Origin of the sequence: Flavobacterium sp. FPG59 (assembly GCF_002150205.1) — a bacterium.
GTDB lineage: Bacteria > Bacteroidota > Bacteroidia > Flavobacteriales > Flavobacteriaceae > Flavobacterium.
In genome coordinates, this window is sequence record NZ_MTCA01000003.1 from 1 (window position 1) to 18,047 (window position 18,047).

The following is an 18,047-nucleotide window of genomic DNA, read 5'->3' on the forward strand; positions in this document are numbered from 1 at the left end:
ACAACAAGTAGGTTTTCTTAGCCATTAGACATACCAAAAAATGTATAAAAAAGGGCAGATAAACTGCCCTCATTTTTCGTATATGTATCAAATCTATTGCTAATTGGTTGCTCCTCAGCAGAGCCAATGTCCTCTTCAATTTGACTGAGCTAATTTAACTAATCTAAAATTAAAAATTACCAACTATTTTTGACCACATTACCTTTTTTGATATCAAAAACAGCTTACCCGTGGTATACGCGAGAAGCTATTATTTTATCATCTTTAATTTCAAGGACCTCTGCAACAAGTAAATCTTCTTCACCTACAACGGTACGAATATATTCCATAAAAACACGGTCGCCATTTGCAGTAAGTGATTTTACTTTGTAATTCAAACTCGGTAATCGTTCAAAGGCATCTTGCCACCAAGCTCTCAAAGCTTCTTTACCCGTTACAAAACCCTCACTTTCGGGTTTGTACATTTTTAATTTTGGACTATAATGTATGGCTTCATCATCATACAGAGATAGTAATTTTTCTAATTCTTTAGCATTGAAAGTTTCAAACCATTTAAAAGCAATAGATTGTAATTTTTCTGGAGTCATACGTGTTTGTTAGTGTATAAAAAAATCCCTTTTCGAAAAAAAACGAAAGGGATTAAAATGAAATTTTGAAAAGCGTTTAAACGTTTTTCAAATTGATTATTTCTTGTTCCGTAAGCAACCTCCAGTTTCCTCTTGGTAAATTCTTTTTAGTCAAACCAGCAAAAGCAACTCTGTCGATTCGCAATACATCATAGTCAAAATGCTCAAAAATAGAACGAACTACTTTTACATTAGCAGAACGCAATTGCAATCCAATTTCACTTTTTGCTTCACCATCAATGTAACTTACATCTTCTACAAAAACACGGTGACCGTCTAGCGTTAATCCTTTTTGAATTTTTTCTAAATCTTCAAATTTTAGATTTTTGTCTAATGAAACTTGGTAAATCTTAGATGATTTTTGACTTGGTAACGTAAATTTACGAATCATATCAGTGTCATTCGTGAACAACAACAAACCAGTTGTATTTTTGTCCATTCTCCCTACCGCACCAATTTTTGCAGTCGTTGAACCTTTAACCAGTTCCAAAACGTTACGGTATTCCTGACCTTCGTCCATGGCAGTCGTAAAGTTTTTCGGTTTGTTCAACAAGATGTATACTTTTTTCTCCGGAGTCAATGTAGATCCATCAAAATTCACAACATCACCTGGTTTTACCATGTATCCCATTTCGGTTACAGGAATTCCATTTACTTTTACCGTTCCAGATTGTATGTAAATATCGGCATCACGACGTGAGCACGCACCAGAATTGGCAATATATTTATTCAAACGAATTTCGTCTTTTACTTTCGGTCTCTTTGGTGCTTGATTTGGTTTTTTCTCTACTTTGTCAGTAGCAATATCGGCAACTTTAGTAGTAACTTTAACTTTTTTCGGCCCTTGAGCGCGCTTCTGCATGGCAGGTTTTGGCTTATTCGAACTTGGTCTTGAGCTGTTTGCTCTTGGACCACTTTTCTTATTATTGCCTTCCTTGTTATTCATAATATTCCAATAATTTATGCAAAGATACTATTTATATACTTGACAATCAATAACCACCAATTATAAAAACGCTAACTGGCTAGTTAGTAAGCTAATTAATATATTTAAGTATCGTTTTTTTTGGAGCTAATTCCCGCTATCCGTTGCAATCTTTTCTTTTTTAAAGGGAAAAAGAAAAGGATTTTCACTGCAAACGAAGTTCACTGAATTCCGCTGAAAGTAGAAATATAGTGAAGTAATCGGGGTTATCTTCAATGAAACATTTGGTAGTCTTTCAGCGTATTTATGCAACCTTTTTATATGCTAGAACTAGAATAAATTTAAACCCTCATCAATAATTTTTTTCCGTGCCACAGTACACTCGGATTAATGAGTACAATACAAAAAACACCTGCAACAATAAGAAATTTCAAGACGTTGTGAAGCAATAAAAATTGAGATTTAGCATTGGATTTCCACAAGTAAAGCAAGAAAAAAATCAAAACAATAAGGCTGGAGTAAAAGTAAATATCCATGTACCCCACATCATAAATAGCAATCAAAAGATATACAGGCACTATAGTGAGTAGTGTTAATAAAGTAATGACTTTTTTTGATTGTGATTCGCCATACACCACAGGAATAGTCTGGTAACTATTGATTAAATCGCCTTTTAAGTTCTCTAAATCTTTGATCATTTCTCGTATGAGCAGTAATAAAAATAAAAAGGATGCATGAGCAAAAATAACCCCAAGTTGTTGTTTGTAATTTTCAATTTCTTCAAATGGAATCCGCGTATAAAAATACAGAAGTATCGCAAAAAAAGGCATTACAGCTAGTAACGAAGCGGTAAGATTTCCTATTATAGGATGTTTTTTTATTTTATGGGAATAAAACCAAATGAAAAAGATGTATGCTGAAAAGAACAAAAATACACGCCAAGATACAAACAACGCCATCAAAGCTACGATAAAGTTTAGTGTAAAATAGACTTGTAATTTGGTTTTTTGACTCACCAAACGATCCAACATCGATTTAGTAGGTCTGTTGATTAAATCCTTTTGACTGTCGTAAAAATTATTGATGATGTAACCCGAAGCAATCGTAAGTGACGAGGCAAAAACCAGTATAAAAAGATTGAAATTGAGAACAATGTCAAGTGCTCTTTTTTCTGGTGCCAATATAAAAATCGCCGACAGATACTGTGCGATAATAATGACAGGAATGTTATATCCTCGCACAACAGAGAACAAACTTGCAATTTTCATTATAAGAAGTTTGTGTTGTCTGCTTAACATTTTAAATTGGTTAAAGAGTATTTGAGTACGTGGTACAAATGAGTGTATTAAGAAACTCCCTGATGAATGAGTCAGGGAGTTTGTATTTTTTAAAACTGATAAACTACTTCTAGTTTGTAATCTTTAAGAGAAGCTTTGGCTCTTTCTAAGTCTTCGGTAAAACCAAGAATGTAACCACCTCCACCAGATCCGCAAAGTTTCAGGTAATAGTCATTGCTGTCAATACCTTGTTGCCAGATTCCATGAAATTGCTCAGGAATCATCGGTTTGAAGTTATTCAAAACTACTTTTGAAAGTTTCTTAGTATTCATGAATAGTGATTTCATGTCTCCACCCAAGAAATTCTCAACGCAAGCATCGGTGTATTTTACAAATTGATTTTTCAACATGGTTCTAAAACCTTTGTCTTTCAGGTTTTCCATAAAGATATTTACCATTGGAGCGGTTTCGCCCACAATACCTGAATCTAACAAAAATACAGCGCCTTTGCCATCAAAACTTTGAGTAGGAATTCCTGTTGCTTCGATATTATCTTTCGAATTAATCAAAATTGGAATACTCAAGTAACTATTCAAAGGGTCTAAACCAGAACTTTTCCCGTGGAAAAAACTCTCCATTTGAGAAAAGATATTTTTTAACTGCAATAATTTTTCACGAGTTAGGTTCTCTAAAACCGTGATTTTGTGGTGAGCGTATTTATCATAAATAGCTGCAACTAAAGCGCCACTACTACCTACGCCATATCCTTGTGGTATGCTAGAGTCAAAATACATTCCCGTATTAACATCTTCTTTTAACAAGTCAAGGTCAAACGTAACCAAATCCGGTTGATCTGTTTGCAAAGTTTCTAAATAAACAACAAATCGTTTTAAATGCCCGTTTGATTTGATTGCTTCATCAGATGGATTTTCATCTCTTTTTAAAGCGCCGTTGTAAAAGTTATAAGGAATAGAAAGCCCTTTTGAATCACGAATGATTCCGTATTCTCCAAAGAGTAATATTTTTGAATAAAATAATGGTCCTTTCATATGTATTTTTAAATTAACAATTTGGGGTTGGTAATTATACTGTATTTATTTTTATAAATCCAATTGATCGCCTCGATTATCTTCTTGGATTTTAATTTCAATCTGTTCTTGTTCTTCGGCTGATAGCTCCGTCCAAACGGTTTGCTGTTGTGTTTCAAAAACGTTTCTAACTGCTACTAATAATGAAGCATCAGTAGTTGCGAGTAACATTTTGATCAATTTTATTTTTTCTGATTGAATATCCATCACGTTCTTTTTAAGAATGTTTAAAGATACACAAAAAAAGATTAAACAAGCGTTGCTCCGTTTCCTATTTGATCACAAATGTACTGCCCATTTTGACAATAGCCAACTAATTCGTCCTTAATAAATTGTAAAACTTTTTCGCTAACGTTTTCGGGATACAAAACGTGTACATTGGCACCTGCATCTAGCGTGAAACAAACAGGTATTTTGGTCTCATTCCTGAATTTCCAAATGGCATTAATGATTTGTAATGTGTTTGGTTTCATCAAGATAAAATACGGCATGGATGTCATCATCATGGCGTGCAACGTCAAGGCTTCGCTTTCTACAATTTTGATAAACGCGTCTAAATCGCCACTTTCAAAAATAGTAATCAGTGCATCTAAATTTTCATGCGCTTGAGCAAATCGCCTTTCGGCAAAAGGATGGTTGTGCATCAAGTCATGACCAACGGTGCTCGAGACTTGTTTTTCACCTTTATCAACTAGTAAAATTGTATCTTGAAAATTCTTAAAATTAGTATGAATCGCGTGCGGAAATTCCAGTCCAAATAAGTCTGAACTTCCAGGAATGTTGGCCTGATTTCCCCAAACCACGACTTGTCCTTTTACACTTCGGCAAGCACTTCCGGAACCCAAACGGGCAAGTAAAGACGCTTTTTGATAAAAATAATCTTCAGACATGGCTGGGTTTAACGCTTTTTCTAAACTCATCAAGTTCATTGCTAGAGCTGCCATTCCTGATGCCGATGATGCAATTCCGGAACTGTGCGGAAACGTATTTTCGGTATCAATTGTAAAATGATAGTCTTTTAAAAATGGCAAATAGATTTCTATTCGCTCCAGAAATTTTTGAATTTTCGGTTTGAAATCTTCTTTTGGTTGTCCTTCAAAAAGCAAATCAAAAGAGAAAGAACCGTCGTTTTCTTTTTTGGCGAAAGCCAATTTTGTAATCGTTTTGCAATTATTCAACGTAAAACTCACCGATGGATTAGCTGGAATTTGATTCTCTTTTTTCCCCCAGTATTTTACAAGTGCAATATTACTAGGTGCGCTCCATTGAAAACTCCCGCTTTCAACAGTATTGGTATATGATGATGGAATAAAATCGTTTGCTGCAATCATAAAATGAAAAATTTACGCAAAGATACTTTTTTTACTGTATTTGTTTCTTGGTTTAGTACGCAATTAGTTGCAAAGTTTTGAGTACTTTTGGATGGTAAAATAAAAGTCCCATGAACAAATTTCTCAAAATAATCATAGCGGTCGCAGCTTGTCTTGCCATTGGATATACATCAGGAATGGTGACTCGCTCATCTATTACAACTTGGTATCCTACTTTGATCAAACCAAGTTTTAATCCGCCCAATTGGATTTTTGCACCGGTTTGGAGTACCTTGTATGCCATGATGGGTGTGGCTGCAGGATTCGTGTGGAGCGAAATTAAAAGCAATGAAGAGGTCGTAAAAAAAGCCTTAATTTTCTTTTTGATACAACTAGGACTAAATGCTTTATGGTCGTATTTGTTTTTTGGTTTGCATAACCCAATGCTCGCAGGATTAGAAATTATTGTGCTGTGGTTAATGATTTATGAAACCTACATTCAATTTGCAAAAATTAATAAGATTGCAGGGTACTTGTTGATCCCGTATTTGGCGTGGGTGAGTTTTGCTGCGGTTTTGAATGGAAGTATTTGGTGGTTGAATAGATAGCTGACGGTTTTCAGTCACAGTAAACAGTTTGTTCAATTACTAAAAGTTTAGAGGCTTTTGAATTGCAATATTTTACTGCTCATAAATTCCTGGAGCGAAAGTATATTTTGGTGTGCAGCAATTATTTTCGACTTGGGGTCTTTGTTGCAAAAATCTAGAAAAGTAGCAATTTCTTCTTGACGAAGTTGTAAAGTGTCTGTATAAAATTCTGGTTCAATTTGTGTTTTTGCTGCCTCTGTAAACGGTAATATTGGACTTTTTTGATGATTGTTGTTGTCCTTTTTTTTGAACAAACTTCCTATCATTTTACCAATACGAATAAAATCCATGCCGTTTTCAATGGTACCAGTGTAAATACCAGGGTTTTTGAGTGATGATGCATTTTTTTCGAGAGCGTATTGATCTAGTTTGGCTTGTTCCCATTTAGCGTCTTTACTTAATTTTATGGATGTCATATTTTGAACTATTACTTCTTTAAGTTCTTCCGCTTTGGCTGCCAAAGTCATGTTGATGAAACCTTGTTTTATAATTGCGGCTGTAACTTTCAATTCTTTTATTTCATGATTTTTTGCCACAAAAACCAATTGATCATTGGCTTCAGCTGTAATAATAAATTTACCTTCAGTATCTGTTAAAGCGACAATTTTGCTTGTGGCGTTGATAACTTCTACTTTTATTGCTACGGTTTTATCAAAAACTACTTGCCCTTGAAGGCGTTCTGAAACTTGTGAAAAACCACTTTGATAGAGCACAAAAAGAAGTATAGCGAGTAATTTTGATTTCATAGGGATCTGATAATAGGATCGTAAAGTTATCAGAATCGTCTTAAATAAAACTTAGTGAAGTTTTAAACTCTTGTTAATTAAAATTAAATGGAGTTCGCCACAATAAACCCACTTGTCCACGCATTTTGAAAATTGAAACCTCCAGTGATGGCATCGATATTCACAATTTCACCAGTAAAATAGAGGTTTTTATGCAGTTTGCTTTCCATCGTTTTAAAATTAATTTCTTTTAAATCAATTCCGCCAGCTGTTACAAATTCTTCTTTAAAAGTACTTTTTCCATTCACTTGAAAAGTTGCTTTTGTCAATTGATTGGCTAGATTTTGTACTTGCGTTTTGGACAAATCAGCCCATTTTGTTTCAGTTTCGATTCCAGAGGCAAGTACCAAACTTTCCCATAATCTGTTGGTTAGTTCGAAAGGTGATTTTTTGGAAACTGATTTTTTTGCGTGTTCTTGTTTTAAGTCTTTTAGCTTTTTCTCAACATCCGCTGTTTCTTCATCATTCAACCAATTCACGAAAATTGTAAACTGATAATTTTTGTCATGCAAGATTCGGGCTCCCCAAGCGGAGAGTTTCAAAATCGCGGGTCCACTCATTCCCCAATGGGTAATTAATAAAGGTCCTGTTGATGTGAGTTTAGTATCTTTTACGGTTACGGTTACATGTGCTGCAACACCAGGCAATTCTTTTATTCTGGAATCTTTTATGTTGAAAGTGAATAGAGAAGGAACTGGGCTGACAACTGCGTGACCAAAATTTTGCAGCATTTCCCAGACTTTTGGATTGCTACCTGTAGCTAGAATTAATTTTTCAGCGAGATAATTTTCGGTTTGTGTTTCGATCTTCCAAACGTTTTCTCCCGAAACTTCGGGATTGAAAATAGATTGTACGCTTTGTCCCGTAAGTACTGCGATTCCGAGTTTCTGTGTGGCTTTCAAAAAACAATCAATAATGGTTTGTGAGGAATTCGAAACGGGGAACATACGTCCGTCAGCTTCGATTTTTAATTCTACGCCATGTTTCTCGAACCATTCAATCGTATCGCCTGAACAAAACTGATGAAAAGGACCACGCAATTCTTTTTCGCCACGAGGGTAAAATTTTACCAATTCGTTTGGTTCGAAGCATGCGTGCGTTACGTTACAACGTCCACCACCGGAAATTCGAACTTTTTGCAACACTTCTGCACCGCGTTCTAAAATTGCGACCTTCAGTTTTGGATTTTTTTCTACAATATTAATGGCTGTAAAAAATCCTGCTGCGCCGCCACCTACAATTATTATATCGAAATTTTGATTCATTTTTTAACCATTAAGAGAGTTAAGATTTTTAAGCTTATTGATGAGTTCATCAAGAGTTATAATTTACGTAAAGGTTAAGAATTTTGAGCCATTTTTTAAACATTAAAAAAGTTAAGTTTTAATGTTTAATTTTGAATTTATATTTACTTAACAGGCTTAATTCACTTAATGGTTGATTATTTCGAGTCATTATTTTAACCATTAAGAGAGTTAAGATTTATAAGTTTAATCATCAGCTAACCTTGAAAAATATTCGTTAATTAGGGGTTTGCATGATTTTGTGATGTTGGTGGTATTGAAATTGATTAGCAATCCTTGCGGAATACTTAATAGTTTCATGTAGGTCAATAGTTTAGCTTCATCAATTGGGTGGAATTTTTCAACGGTTTTCAACTCTACAATGATAGCATCATTTACAAGTAAATCCAATCGTAGTGGATGCGCGAGTTCTAAATCATAGTAATCTATTTCAATATTTAATTGTTGTTTTACATTGTACCCATTTTTTTCTAACTCATATTTCAAGCATTCTTCATAAATTTTTTCTAATAATCCTGGCCCTAGTTTTTTGTGAACTTTTATGGCATAACCAATAATTTCATAGGATAATTGCGTTATCTCTTTTTTTGTCATAAACATAATTATTTACCTCGTTGCTTAATTGACTTAACTCTCTTAATGGTTTAAAAATAAAATCTTATTCGGAAAAAAGCTAAATAATATCGAAATTTTGATTCATATTCTATCAGTGAAATCGGTTATGATTCCGTTTACGTTGTATGTTTTTATTTTTTGAATGTCTTCTAATTCATTGATGGTCCAAGGGAAAACCTGAAAACCTTTTTCCTGGATATGCGCCGTGTTTTCTATTGTCAATAAATGAAAATACGGATGAATGGATTTTGCTTGTATCGTTTTGGCGAAAGCCAAAGCCAACTCTAAATCGGTTTCTGTTAAAACGCCAACGCCAATTTTATCATTTAACGATGTCACTTGTTGCAACGCAATCCAATCAAAACTTGAAACTAAAAAATGGTCGTATTTCCAACCTCTTTTGTTCACGTATTTTTCAATTAGCGTAACTACTTTATCAGTTGTATCATGACTTTTGAGTTCTATATTGATGAAACACTTTTGGTTTGTCAAATCAAAAACTTCCTCGAGCGTGGGGATTTCGTGTTTACCATCTATTAAAAAAGCTTTTAATTCCTGCAAAGATAATCCATTTACAAAACCTTTTCCGTTAGTTGTTCTATCAATAGTTTCGTCGTGAATTACGATTATTTCACCATCAGCGCTCAAATGTACATCGAGTTCAATGCCATCTACGTGAAAGTCTAATGCTTTTTGAAAGGAAACCAAAGTATTTTCGGGTTCGTATCCTTTTGCGCCGCGATGTCCAATTTTGAGCATTATTTCCGGTTTTGAGGCAAAGGTAAACATAAAAAAAACGCCTTCATTTCTAAAGGCGTTCTAGTGTAAATATTTTTAGACTTATTTTTTCAGTTCTAATAAAACAATGTCAAATTCAGTATCGATTGTCACTTTTCCATTAGCCACTAGCGATTCTTTTCCAGAATAAGCATCTTTCACTTTGGTTCCCTCAGCGAAAATTGTTCCCACTGAAAGTTCTTTAGTGCCAATTTTTAAATCCAATCCAACAACTACTTTATCTGTATAATCTCCTTTTGAGAAAGTTCTTGAAAAAGTATAGGGTTGAGCTGAAATTTGCTTGTGAATTCCTGCTCCAACTGATGGATGATTTTTTCTGAATTGACCTAATTTTTGCCAATGCAACAACGTTGTTTGAGTTTCAGGATTCGATTTTATGGCATCCCAATTCATAAAAGAACGTAAAGTTGCATCACCTTGCGTTCCTTCGATTACTAACGAGCGAGCGCTTTCGTCACCGTAATACACTTGCGATATTCCTGGCGAAAGCAATAATTTGGTTCCCGTTTCCTTATTTTTAGTTCGTTTCGCATCAAATGGTGCACCGTCGTCATGTGAAGACATATAGTTTAAGACACTAAAGCCTTTCAAGTCACTGTTCAGTTTAGTCGAATATTTAGAGAAAATGAATTCGTAGTCTTTTTGAGCATCCCATTTGAATTCGAAATTGATCATGTTGTTGAAACCATTCTTGAAATAGTTTACTTTTTTATCGCCAAAATCAAAATCCTGACCGCCACTGATGCCATAATTGTAAACTTCGGCAATGGTATAAAAAGAGTTGTTGTCTAGCACTTTTGTTGGATTATTTTTTTTCCAAGTTTCAAATGCGTAATCACATTGGGTTTTGAAATCGGCCCAAACAGTTTCGTCAGTATGTTTTACAGTGTCTCCGCGGTATCCGTCAATTCCGTATTCAGTAATATAGTCCGTCAACCATTTGATGATGTAATATTTTGGTGCTCTTGGATATCCGGTACGCGCAAAAAACGCATCGAGTTCTTTCATTTCTTGTTCGTAACGGCCTTCTTTTTTCCATTTTTCGATTAAAAAAGGAGGTAATTCCACTGCTTGATTGCTTTCTGTTTTAACATCAGGTAAGTTGGCTACAAGGGTACAAGCGGTTGTGTTTTCAAAGGATTTGTAATCACAAGTTGGACCTGTTCGAACCCAGTCGTTGGGCCAAACGGTATCAATAGGAGTAACTGGCCCGGTGTGATTGATTACGCCGTCAAGAATAATTCGGATTCCGTGTGAGTGTGCTTTTTGAACTAATGCTGCTAAATCTTCTTTCGTTCCAAAGTTTGGGTCTAAAGCCGTCCAATCTTTGGCCCAGTAGCCGTGAAAGCCATAGCTCAAGCCAGTACCTTCATCGACACCATCGTGAATTTGTTCCACCACAGGAGTGAACCAAATGGCATTAATGCCGAGTTTGTCAAAATAGCCTTCGTCAATTTTTTGAGAAATTCCTTTGATATCACCACCTTCAAAACCACGCAGTTTTCCAGTAGTTTTGCTTCTGTCAAAGTTTAGGTCGTTTAATTTGTCGCCATTATTAAAACGATCCGTCATCAAAAAGTACACATTCGCTCCTTCCCAAACGAAAGGAGTTTTGTTACTTTCAACAACTGTTTGTGCATTGCAGCAACTGTTTAAAGTTATCATTGTCAATAGTAAAAGAGAGTATTTTTTCATTTTTTTAGTAGTAAATAATTTGATTTTGAAACATATAAGTCATATTAGTTACTTTCAGATTTCTTAAATGACTTTTATGGTTTATACTATTTCAACTCTAAAATCAAAACCGATTTAGCTTCGATTTTAATTTCATTGGTAACGTCAAAAGTAAGCTCAGAAATAACGTCTTTTCCTGATTGAAAGTTTTTAATGTTCTCTTTAAAACGATCGGTTTTTATCGTTTTGGTTTCGTTACTGTTGTTCATGATCACCATCACGGTTTCATCATTGTTGTATCTAAAATACACGTAAACATTGTTCTCCGGAATGTAATGCGTCATTTTTCCGGAATGAATGACTGTTTTTGATTTCCTCCAATTGAATAACTTAGCCGTAAAATCAAAGTATTCGTTTTGGGCTACAGATCGTCCTTCTTTAGTAAAAGCGTTGTTTGCATCGCCTTCCCATCCGCCAGGGAAATCTTGACGAATATCAGCATCACCCTTATCTTTGTTTCCGGCCATACCTATTTCGCTACAGTAATACAATTGAGGTATTCCGCGAACAGTTGCAAGAATCGTCATTGCCATTTTGTATTTCCTAATGTCTTTTCCGAAAGTTTCATTGATGCGATTGGTGTCGTGATTCTCCGCAAAAACCAAAATATTGTTTGGGTTGGGATATAAAAAATCATTCGAGAAATTGTCGTAAAACCTCATCACGCCTTTGTCCCATCCTGCATCGTCCTCGTTGAATGCTTTGGTTGTGGCTTCGTAAAGTGTGAAATCCATCACACTTGGTAAGTTTGAGTTGTAGTTTTGGATTGCTGAAATTTTACTGTCTTTTTGCCAATAGGCCATTTGCGCCTGACTTTGCATCCAAACTTCGCCAACGATATTAAAATTTGGGTATTCGTTGGTAATGGCTTTTGTCCACGTTGCAATTCCTGCTGGATCGGAGTAGTTGTAAGTGTCTACTCGAAATCCATCTAAATCAACTGATTCAATCCACCAAATGGCGTTTTGAATCAAGTATTTTAAAGTCAAAGTATTTTTCAAATTCAAATCGGGCATCGATGGTACGAACCATCCGTCAATAGCTACTTTTTTATCAATTTCAGAAGCGTTGATGTCATGAATAACGGTGCGTTTGTGATTGGTTTGGGTGTATTTTTCAAATTGGTTAATCCAATCTTTGGTGGGTAAATCTTTGATCATCCAGTGTTCAATTCCCCAATGGTTGGTGACATAATCCATCACCAGTTTCATGTCTCTTTTATGCATTTCAGAAGACAATCTAGCATAATCAGCATTAGTTCCATAACGGGGATCAATTTTATAGACATCAGATTGTCCATAAGTATGATAAGAAAATTTAGCATCGTTGTCTTCGCATAGCGGCGTGCTCCAAATGGTTGTTGCACCTAAGGATGAAATGTAATCTAAGTTTTTTATAATTCCTTCAATATCGCCACCGTGTCTTCCACCAGGTAAATCTCTATTGTACTTTTCTTGAGTCGAATTTTCACTGTCATTATTTGCGTTCCCATTCGCAAAGCGGTCTGGCATCAATAAATACATCATATCCGATGAGTCGAAACTTTTGCGTTGCGCTGAGTTTTCTCTTCTTTGCTTCAAAGAATATTTTTGTGTAAACGTTTCTTTGTTTTTGTTTTTAAAGGTAAATAGAAAATCAGAGGCGGGGGCTTTTTTGGTGTCAATGGTTACAAAAAGATAGTTTGGATTTTCTGTCTTTTGAACGGAGCTTATTTTTATTCCATTGGAAACCGAGACTTGATATTGAGAAATGTCTTTGCCATAAAACAGAATCTGCAATTCTGTATTTTTCATTCCTGCATACCAAAACGGTGGTTCAATTTTGTCAATTTGAGCGTGTAGCGTTACAGACATAAAAAAAAGGAATAAGGTTATCTTTTTAAAAAAATTCCTGTTAGCTAAAGATAGAGAAATAATTTTGTCCATGGTCAATGATATAATTTTAAAAAGCGAGGTTAGAATAGCTGATGCTATGTCTAGGTGTATTCTACTGTTAAATATGCTTAAGAATCAACATTATGTAAACAATCCCAATGGAAATTGGGATTGTTTTTTCCTAGTAAAGGAATTTTTAAATGATAGATTGTACTACAAGTTCTAACATTTTTTTATACTGCAAGTGCGTTTTCTGGAGAGACCATAACCTGCTCTCCGTTTACTACAATTGTCAATTCTGTATTGCCAACAATAGAGAAAGTAGTTTCTTTGTGATTGATATTCACAGTCAAAATTTGATTTCTGAAATTGATTTTAAACGAATATGCTGTCCATTCTTTTGGGATTTTTGGCGAAAAATGAAGTGTATTATCTTTAACTCGCATGCCGCCAAAACCTTCTACGATACTCATCCAAGTTCCAGCCATAGAGGTGATATGACAACCTTCTTCTACTTCTTTATTATAATCATCAAGATCTAGGCGCGATGTTCTTAAATAGAAGGTATATGCCATGTCCATTTTGTCTAATAAAGCCGCTTGAATAGAGTGTACGCAAGGCGAAAGTGAACTTTCATGAACCGTAAAGGATTCGTAAAATTCAAAATTATTTTTTAGTTCTTCTTTCGTAAAATGATCTTCAAAGAAATAAAAACACTGTAAAACATCGGCTTGCTTGATGTATGGCGAACGTAAAATGCGATCCCAAGACCATTTTTGATTGATAGGTCTTTGGCTTTTATCCAAATCAGCTACGCGAACCAAATCTTTCTCTAGGAAACCATCTTGCTGTAAGTATACATTATGTTCTTCCGAAAACGGAAAGTACATATTGTCCGAAACTTTTTTCCAAGATTGTAATTCTGCGTCTGTGATGTTTACTTTTTCAGTAATTCTTTTGTGATCTGATGGATATTCCAGGGACACTTTCTGAATTTGCTCGTATGTATATTCTAAACACCATTTTGCAATATAATTGGTATAGAAATTATTGTTTACGTTGTTCTCATACTCGTTTGGACCCGTTACACCAAGAATTACATATTGGTTTAAATTTGCTGAAAAATTCGCTCTTTGATGCCAGAAACGAGCAATACCAATAAGGACTTCAAGACCTTTTTCAGGAATGTAGCTGTAATCACCAGTATATCTGTAAAAGTTGTAAATAGCAAATGCTATGGCTCCATTTCTATGAATTTCTTCAAACGTTATTTCCCATTCGTTATGGCATTCTTCACCGTTCATAGTAACCATTGGGTATAAAGCTGCACCATTAGTAAATCCTAATTTAGATGCATTTTCAATGGCTTTGTCTAATTGATTGTAGCGGTATGTTAATAAGTTGCGTGCTACTTCTTGATCTTTTGTTGCCATGTAAAACGGAATGCAATACGCCTCGGTATCCCAATAAGTTGATCCGCCGTATTTTTCTCCGGTAAATCCTTTTGGTCCAATGTTCAAACGAGAATCTTTACCAAGGTAAGTTTGGTTAAGCTGAAAAATATTGAAACGAATTCCTTGTTGTGCCTTTACATCGCCATCGATTGTGATGTCTGACATTTCCCAAATTTTTGCCCAAGCAGTAATTTGATCTTGTAATAATTGCTCGTAGCCCAATGCTAAGGCAGCTTGGATAGCTTTTTCGGCAGCAGTAATAGTGTTTTCATGGTTTAAAGAAACCGTGTAACCACCAATTTTTTGAATAGATGATTTTTGACCTTGACCAACAATAACATCGTAGCTGAACTGAATTTTTTCTGCAGTAGCATCAATGTGCGAAGGTGAAATAGCTGTTTTTTCACCATTGGTTAAAATGGTGTTGTGCATAAACGTGGTAGCCTTAAAGTGCGTTTTAAAGGTTTGGGCCGTTACAAAGGCATCATTAGCAGATTTTTTCACATCTAAAACTTCCCAGAATTTCTCTTCCCAGTTGGCGTCTTCATTTGTAACGCCAGCATCTACATAAGGTTTGTAAATGATTTTAGCATCTTTATTTAAGGGAGTAATTTGGTAATTGATAACTCCAACTTCGTCTAAAGTTAATGATAAAAAACGACGAACTTCAACTGCAATTTGAGTTCCATTTTTCAATGTAGCTTCAAAAGAGCGGTGGTACCAACCTTCTTTCATGTTCAATTCACGACGAAAGTTGCTCACTGACGTACAGGTGTTCAAGTCTAGTTTCTCGTCATTGATTTCGATATCAATACCAATCCAGTTGGGAGCATTTAATACTTTTGCAAAATATTCTGGGTAGCCGTTTTTCCACCAACCCACTTTTGTTTTATCAGGATAATAAATTCCGGCAATATAGCTTCCTTGAAAACTGTGGCCTGAATACTGCTCTTCAAAGTTAGCTCTTTGTCCCATCGCGCCATTACCGATGCTAAATAAGCTCTCGGATGACTTTACGCGCTCTACATCAAATCCTTCTTCAATGATGGACCAATTGTCTGCTTTTATATAATCTTGATTCATTGTAATTTTTGTTTAAAGTTTTGTTCCGCTGCGTTACCTAGAATTTGGTTTCGCCTCGGCTAAGGTTTCAAGTAGTCTCGAAAACTTTAAAATATTTTATCTTTTTATTGTATTAATTGGGCAAGGAAATTTTCATCCATTGCTGTAAAATCGGTAAAAATGTATTTTGCCTCGTGCAAGGTTGCAGCATCACCAATTCCAACGCTAATCATGTTGGCAATGTTTGCGGCTTGAATTCCTGCTACCGAATCTTCAAAAACAATAGCGTTTTCAGGCGCTGCGTTAACTAGTCTAGCTGCGGTTAAAAACACTTCCGGATCAGGTTTGGCATTGCTCACATCATTTCCGTCAACGATGGCATCAAAAAAAGAGGCAATTCCGGTTTTTTCTAAAATAGGTCTTGCATTTTTACTGGCAGATCCTAAGGCGATTTTTTGACCTTTTTCTTTTAAAAATTCTAAAACAGGAACTACTCCTGGTAAAATTTCGCTGGAATCCATGTCAACTAAATAGGAGAGGTAATCTTCGTTTTTTTGAAAGAGCCATTGGTCTTTTTGTTCTTGCGAGGCATCTACTTTTCCTAAATCTAAAATAATATCCAAAGAGCGCACGCGGCTTACTCCTTTTAATAATTCATTGTGTTCGTGTGTAAAATCGATGTCAAGTGAATTAGCAATTTTTTTCCAAGCCAAATAATGGTATTTAGCCGTATCTACAATTACGCCGTCAAGGTCGAATATAAATGCTTTAATGTTATTCATTTAAATTAATTTTCGATTTGTCATTAATGGTTAAAGCTATTAGTCCGGCAAGAATCATAGATGCTCCACCAATTAGTAAAGCATAAATAGGTTCACTGTTAAAAAATTGGGAAACTAAAAACCCTAAGATAGAAGCTGCTACTAACTGAGGAATTACGATAAAAAAGTTAAAAACTCCCATGTAATACCCCATTTTGCTAGATGGTAATGAACCCGAAAGCATTGCATATGGGATTGATAAAATACTAGCCCATGCAATTCCAACTCCAATCATCGGAAGCCATTCCATTGTGAAAACCGTTGGTTCAGAAATAAAATAAACAGAAATTAAACCTAGTCCTCCACAAACTAACGCTACGAAATGAGTAAATTTTCTGCTAGTGTATTTAGCCAATATCGGCAAAAGGAATGCGGCTAAAGCTGCAATTAAATTGTAGTTGGCAAACATTTCACCCACTTGATTTGCGCCAATATTGTAGGCTTCTGAAGTTGTGTCTGTTGTTTTGTAAATGTGTTGTGTAACTGCAAGTGTAGTGTAAATCCACATTGAAAAAAGTGCAAACCAAGAAAAGAATTGTACCCACGCCAATTGTTTCATTATTTTGGGCATGAACTGAAAATCATTCATTATTGTTACAAAACCATTTTCTGTATTATTTGCTTTTTGCATTAAACCAGAAATCAGCATTGCTATTCCACCAAGACCAATTAATCCGATAGAAAGAACGTATAAATCTTTTTTCAGGTCATAATTATAAATAGCAAATGAGAATACAGCACTTATAACTAAAAATAATAATCCTTTACTTAAATGAGATTTACCATTTGCTAGAAACCATTCTTTCGAATGAGTTTCTTTTTGATAAGTTTCTTTGTTGTGGTTTTCAAAAGCTTCTAATTCTGCTGGTGAATATTCTTTAGAAGTTAAAACTGTCCACAATACTGTTAGCAGGAAAGCTATTCCGCCAAGGTAAAATGAATATTTAACAGAATCGGGAATAACTCCTAGTGGAGCGGTATTGCTTACTCCAAAATGCGTAAAAATTAACGGAAGTTTAGAGGCAAAGTAAGCTCCAATTCCAATAAAAAAGCTTTGCATGGCAAAACCAGTCGTTCTTTGTGAATCAGGTAGATTGTCACCTACAAATGCACGAAAAGGTTCCATTGAAACATTTATGGAAGCATCCATAATCCATAGCATACCTGCAGCAAACCACAATGTAGGAGAATTTGGCATTATGAATAAAGCGGCCGAGGCTAAAATGGCACCAGCAAGAAAATAAGGTTTTCTTCTTCCCAATTTAGTCCAAGTTTTATCAGAAAAATATCCGATAATTGGCTGAATTATTAATCCAGTCATTGGAGCGGCAACCCATAAAATAGGAATGTCATCAATGTTAGCGCCGAGGGTTTGAAATATCCTGCTAACATTTGAATTTTGCAAAGCAAAACCCATTTGAATTCCCAGAAATCCGAAACTCATGTTCCAAATTTGCCAGAAATTTAATCTACGCTTTTCCATTATCGTAATTTAAAAATTAATACGATAAGCGCTATGCTTATCAAAACTTATCTTTATTTTCGAAGTAAAAGTTAAAGCTTTGAGGGGTAAATATAAAAAGATATTTGGAACAATTGTTTTGCAAATAGAAATATCAGCAATCTTTTTTTACTACAAGGTTGTAGTAATGAATATAATACAAGAATTTTTAAAAAATCAATTCAGTTTTCAGCTGCAGTTTACAAAAAGGGACTAAAAACTGCAG

16 protein-coding genes are annotated in these 18,047 nt (G+C 35.1%); 1 reads left to right on the forward strand and 15 read right to left on the reverse strand.

Going from position 1 to position 18,047, the window contains the following annotated elements; translation table 11 throughout:
* Positions 1–224 precede the first annotated feature (224 nt).
* The 6 genes from FPG59_RS00585 to FPG59_RS00610 form a co-directional block, all read right to left on the reverse strand.
* On the reverse strand, positions 225–587 hold the full coding sequence (locus FPG59_RS00585) for a nuclear transport factor 2 family protein (protein WP_086452684.1): 363 nt from the start codon (positions 585–587) through the stop codon (positions 225–227).
* A 76-nt stretch (positions 588–663) separates the two neighbouring features.
* On the reverse strand, positions 664–1,572 hold the full coding sequence (locus FPG59_RS00590; RefSeq protein WP_086452685.1) for a pseudouridine synthase: 909 nt from the start codon (positions 1,570–1,572) through the stop codon (positions 664–666).
* A gap of 320 nt (positions 1,573–1,892) precedes the next feature.
* The gene (locus tag FPG59_RS00595) at positions 1,893–2,849 is read right to left on the reverse strand and encodes a geranylgeranylglycerol-phosphate geranylgeranyltransferase (RefSeq protein WP_086452686.1); all 957 of its coding nucleotides are present in this window, start codon (positions 2,847–2,849) and stop codon (positions 1,893–1,895) included.
* An 89-nt stretch (positions 2,850–2,938) separates the two neighbouring features.
* Complete coding sequence (locus FPG59_RS00600) at positions 2,939–3,877, reverse strand: mevalonate kinase (RefSeq protein WP_086452687.1); 939 nt, start codon at positions 3,875–3,877, stop codon at positions 2,939–2,941.
* A 51-nt stretch (positions 3,878–3,928) separates the two neighbouring features.
* A complete protein-coding gene (locus FPG59_RS00605; RefSeq protein WP_086452688.1) occupies positions 3,929–4,123 on the reverse strand; it encodes a hypothetical protein in 195 nt (64 codons plus the stop codon).
* Positions 4,124–4,164: 41 nt separating this feature from the next.
* Positions 4,165–5,247: a diphosphomevalonate/mevalonate 3,5-bisphosphate decarboxylase family protein gene (locus tag FPG59_RS00610; protein WP_086452689.1), complete on the reverse strand. Its 1,083-nt coding sequence runs from the start codon at positions 5,245–5,247 to the stop codon at positions 4,165–4,167.
* 110 nt (positions 5,248–5,357) lie between these two features.
* Here FPG59_RS00610 and FPG59_RS00615 point away from each other — a divergent pair, with 110 nt between their 5' ends.
* Complete coding sequence (locus FPG59_RS00615; RefSeq protein WP_086452690.1) at positions 5,358–5,834, forward strand: TspO/MBR family protein; 477 nt, start codon at positions 5,358–5,360, stop codon at positions 5,832–5,834.
* A gap of 47 nt (positions 5,835–5,881) precedes the next feature.
* Here the strand turns inward: FPG59_RS00615 and FPG59_RS00620 are convergent, their stop codons facing one another.
* From FPG59_RS00620 to FPG59_RS00660, 9 genes are all read right to left on the reverse strand, one after another.
* Positions 5,882–6,619 (reverse strand): hypothetical protein, encoded by a 738-nt coding sequence (locus tag FPG59_RS00620; RefSeq protein WP_086452691.1) that lies wholly within the window; start codon positions 6,617–6,619, stop codon positions 5,882–5,884.
* An 83-nt stretch (positions 6,620–6,702) separates the two neighbouring features.
* Positions 6,703–7,923, reverse strand: coding sequence for an NAD(P)/FAD-dependent oxidoreductase (locus FPG59_RS00625; RefSeq protein ID WP_086452692.1), 1,221 nt, complete (start codon positions 7,921–7,923; stop codon positions 6,703–6,705).
* A 225-nt stretch (positions 7,924–8,148) separates the two neighbouring features.
* Positions 8,149–8,556 carry a GxxExxY protein gene (locus FPG59_RS00630; RefSeq protein ID WP_086452693.1) on the reverse strand — a complete coding sequence of 136 codons (408 nt, stop codon included), beginning with the start codon at positions 8,554–8,556 and terminating at the stop codon, positions 8,149–8,151.
* A gap of 102 nt (positions 8,557–8,658) precedes the next feature.
* Positions 8,659–9,336, reverse strand: coding sequence for a glycerophosphodiester phosphodiesterase family protein (locus tag FPG59_RS00635; protein ID WP_086452730.1), 678 nt, complete (start codon positions 9,334–9,336; stop codon positions 8,659–8,661).
* Positions 9,337–9,417: 81 nt separating this feature from the next.
* Positions 9,418–11,070 (reverse strand): alpha-amylase family glycosyl hydrolase, encoded by a 1,653-nt coding sequence (locus FPG59_RS00640; protein WP_086452694.1) that lies wholly within the window; start codon positions 11,068–11,070, stop codon positions 9,418–9,420.
* A gap of 86 nt (positions 11,071–11,156) precedes the next feature.
* On the reverse strand, positions 11,157–12,962 hold the full coding sequence (locus FPG59_RS00645) for a glycoside hydrolase family 13 protein (protein WP_254906625.1): 1,806 nt from the start codon (positions 12,960–12,962) through the stop codon (positions 11,157–11,159).
* A 254-nt stretch (positions 12,963–13,216) separates the two neighbouring features.
* A complete protein-coding gene (locus FPG59_RS00650; protein WP_086452696.1) occupies positions 13,217–15,520 on the reverse strand; it encodes a glycoside hydrolase family 65 protein in 2,304 nt (767 codons plus the stop codon).
* A gap of 104 nt (positions 15,521–15,624) precedes the next feature.
* Positions 15,625–16,281, reverse strand: coding sequence for a beta-phosphoglucomutase (gene pgmB / locus FPG59_RS00655; RefSeq protein WP_086452697.1), 657 nt, complete (start codon positions 16,279–16,281; stop codon positions 15,625–15,627).
* Positions 16,274–17,803 (reverse strand): MFS transporter, encoded by a 1,530-nt coding sequence (locus FPG59_RS00660; protein WP_086452698.1) that lies wholly within the window; start codon positions 17,801–17,803, stop codon positions 16,274–16,276. Before FPG59_RS00660 ends, pgmB begins: the two co-directional genes overlap by 8 nt.
* Positions 17,804–18,047: the final 244 nt, after the last annotated feature.

What these genes read in the sequence shown, in the direction of transcription:
- FPG59_RS00585 (WP_086452684.1), bottom strand. Translation starts at nt 587, where the DNA reads ATGACTCCAGAAAAATTACAATCTATTGCTTTTAAATGGTTTGAAACT.
- FPG59_RS00590 (WP_086452685.1), bottom strand. Translation starts at nt 1,572, where the DNA reads ATGAATAACAAGGAAGGCAATAATAAGAAAAGTGGTCCAAGAGCAAAC.
- FPG59_RS00595 (WP_086452686.1), bottom strand. Translation starts at nt 2,849, where the DNA reads ATGTTAAGCAGACAACACAAACTTCTTATAATGAAAATTGCAAGTTTG.
- FPG59_RS00600 (WP_086452687.1), bottom strand. Translation starts at nt 3,877, where the DNA reads ATGAAAGGACCATTATTTTATTCAAAAATATTACTCTTTGGAGAATAC.
- FPG59_RS00605 (WP_086452688.1), bottom strand. Translation starts at nt 4,123, where the DNA reads ATGGATATTCAATCAGAAAAAATAAAATTGATCAAAATGTTACTCGCA.
- FPG59_RS00610 (WP_086452689.1), bottom strand. Translation starts at nt 5,247, where the DNA reads ATGATTGCAGCAAACGATTTTATTCCATCATCATATACCAATACTGTT.
- FPG59_RS00615 (WP_086452690.1), top strand. Translation starts at nt 5,358, where the DNA reads ATGAACAAATTTCTCAAAATAATCATAGCGGTCGCAGCTTGTCTTGCC.
- FPG59_RS00620 (WP_086452691.1), bottom strand. Translation starts at nt 6,619, where the DNA reads ATGAAATCAAAATTACTCGCTATACTTCTTTTTGTGCTCTATCAAAGT.
- FPG59_RS00625 (WP_086452692.1), bottom strand. Translation starts at nt 7,923, where the DNA reads ATGAATCAAAATTTCGATATAATAATTGTAGGTGGCGGCGCAGCAGGA.
- FPG59_RS00630 (WP_086452693.1), bottom strand. Translation starts at nt 8,556, where the DNA reads ATGACAAAAAAAGAGATAACGCAATTATCCTATGAAATTATTGGTTAT.
- FPG59_RS00635 (WP_086452730.1), bottom strand. Translation starts at nt 9,336, where the DNA reads ATGCTCAAAATTGGACATCGCGGCGCAAAAGGATACGAACCCGAAAAT.
- FPG59_RS00640 (WP_086452694.1), bottom strand. Translation starts at nt 11,070, where the DNA reads ATGAAAAAATACTCTCTTTTACTATTGACAATGATAACTTTAAACAGT.
- FPG59_RS00645 (WP_254906625.1), bottom strand. Translation starts at nt 12,962, where the DNA reads ATGTCTGTAACGCTACACGCTCAAATTGACAAAATTGAACCACCGTTT.
- FPG59_RS00650 (WP_086452696.1), bottom strand. Translation starts at nt 15,520, where the DNA reads ATGAATCAAGATTATATAAAAGCAGACAATTGGTCCATCATTGAAGAA.
- pgmB (WP_086452697.1), bottom strand. Translation starts at nt 16,281, where the DNA reads ATGAATAACATTAAAGCATTTATATTCGACCTTGACGGCGTAATTGTA.
- FPG59_RS00660 (WP_086452698.1), bottom strand. Translation starts at nt 17,803, where the DNA reads ATGGAAAAGCGTAGATTAAATTTCTGGCAAATTTGGAACATGAGTTTC.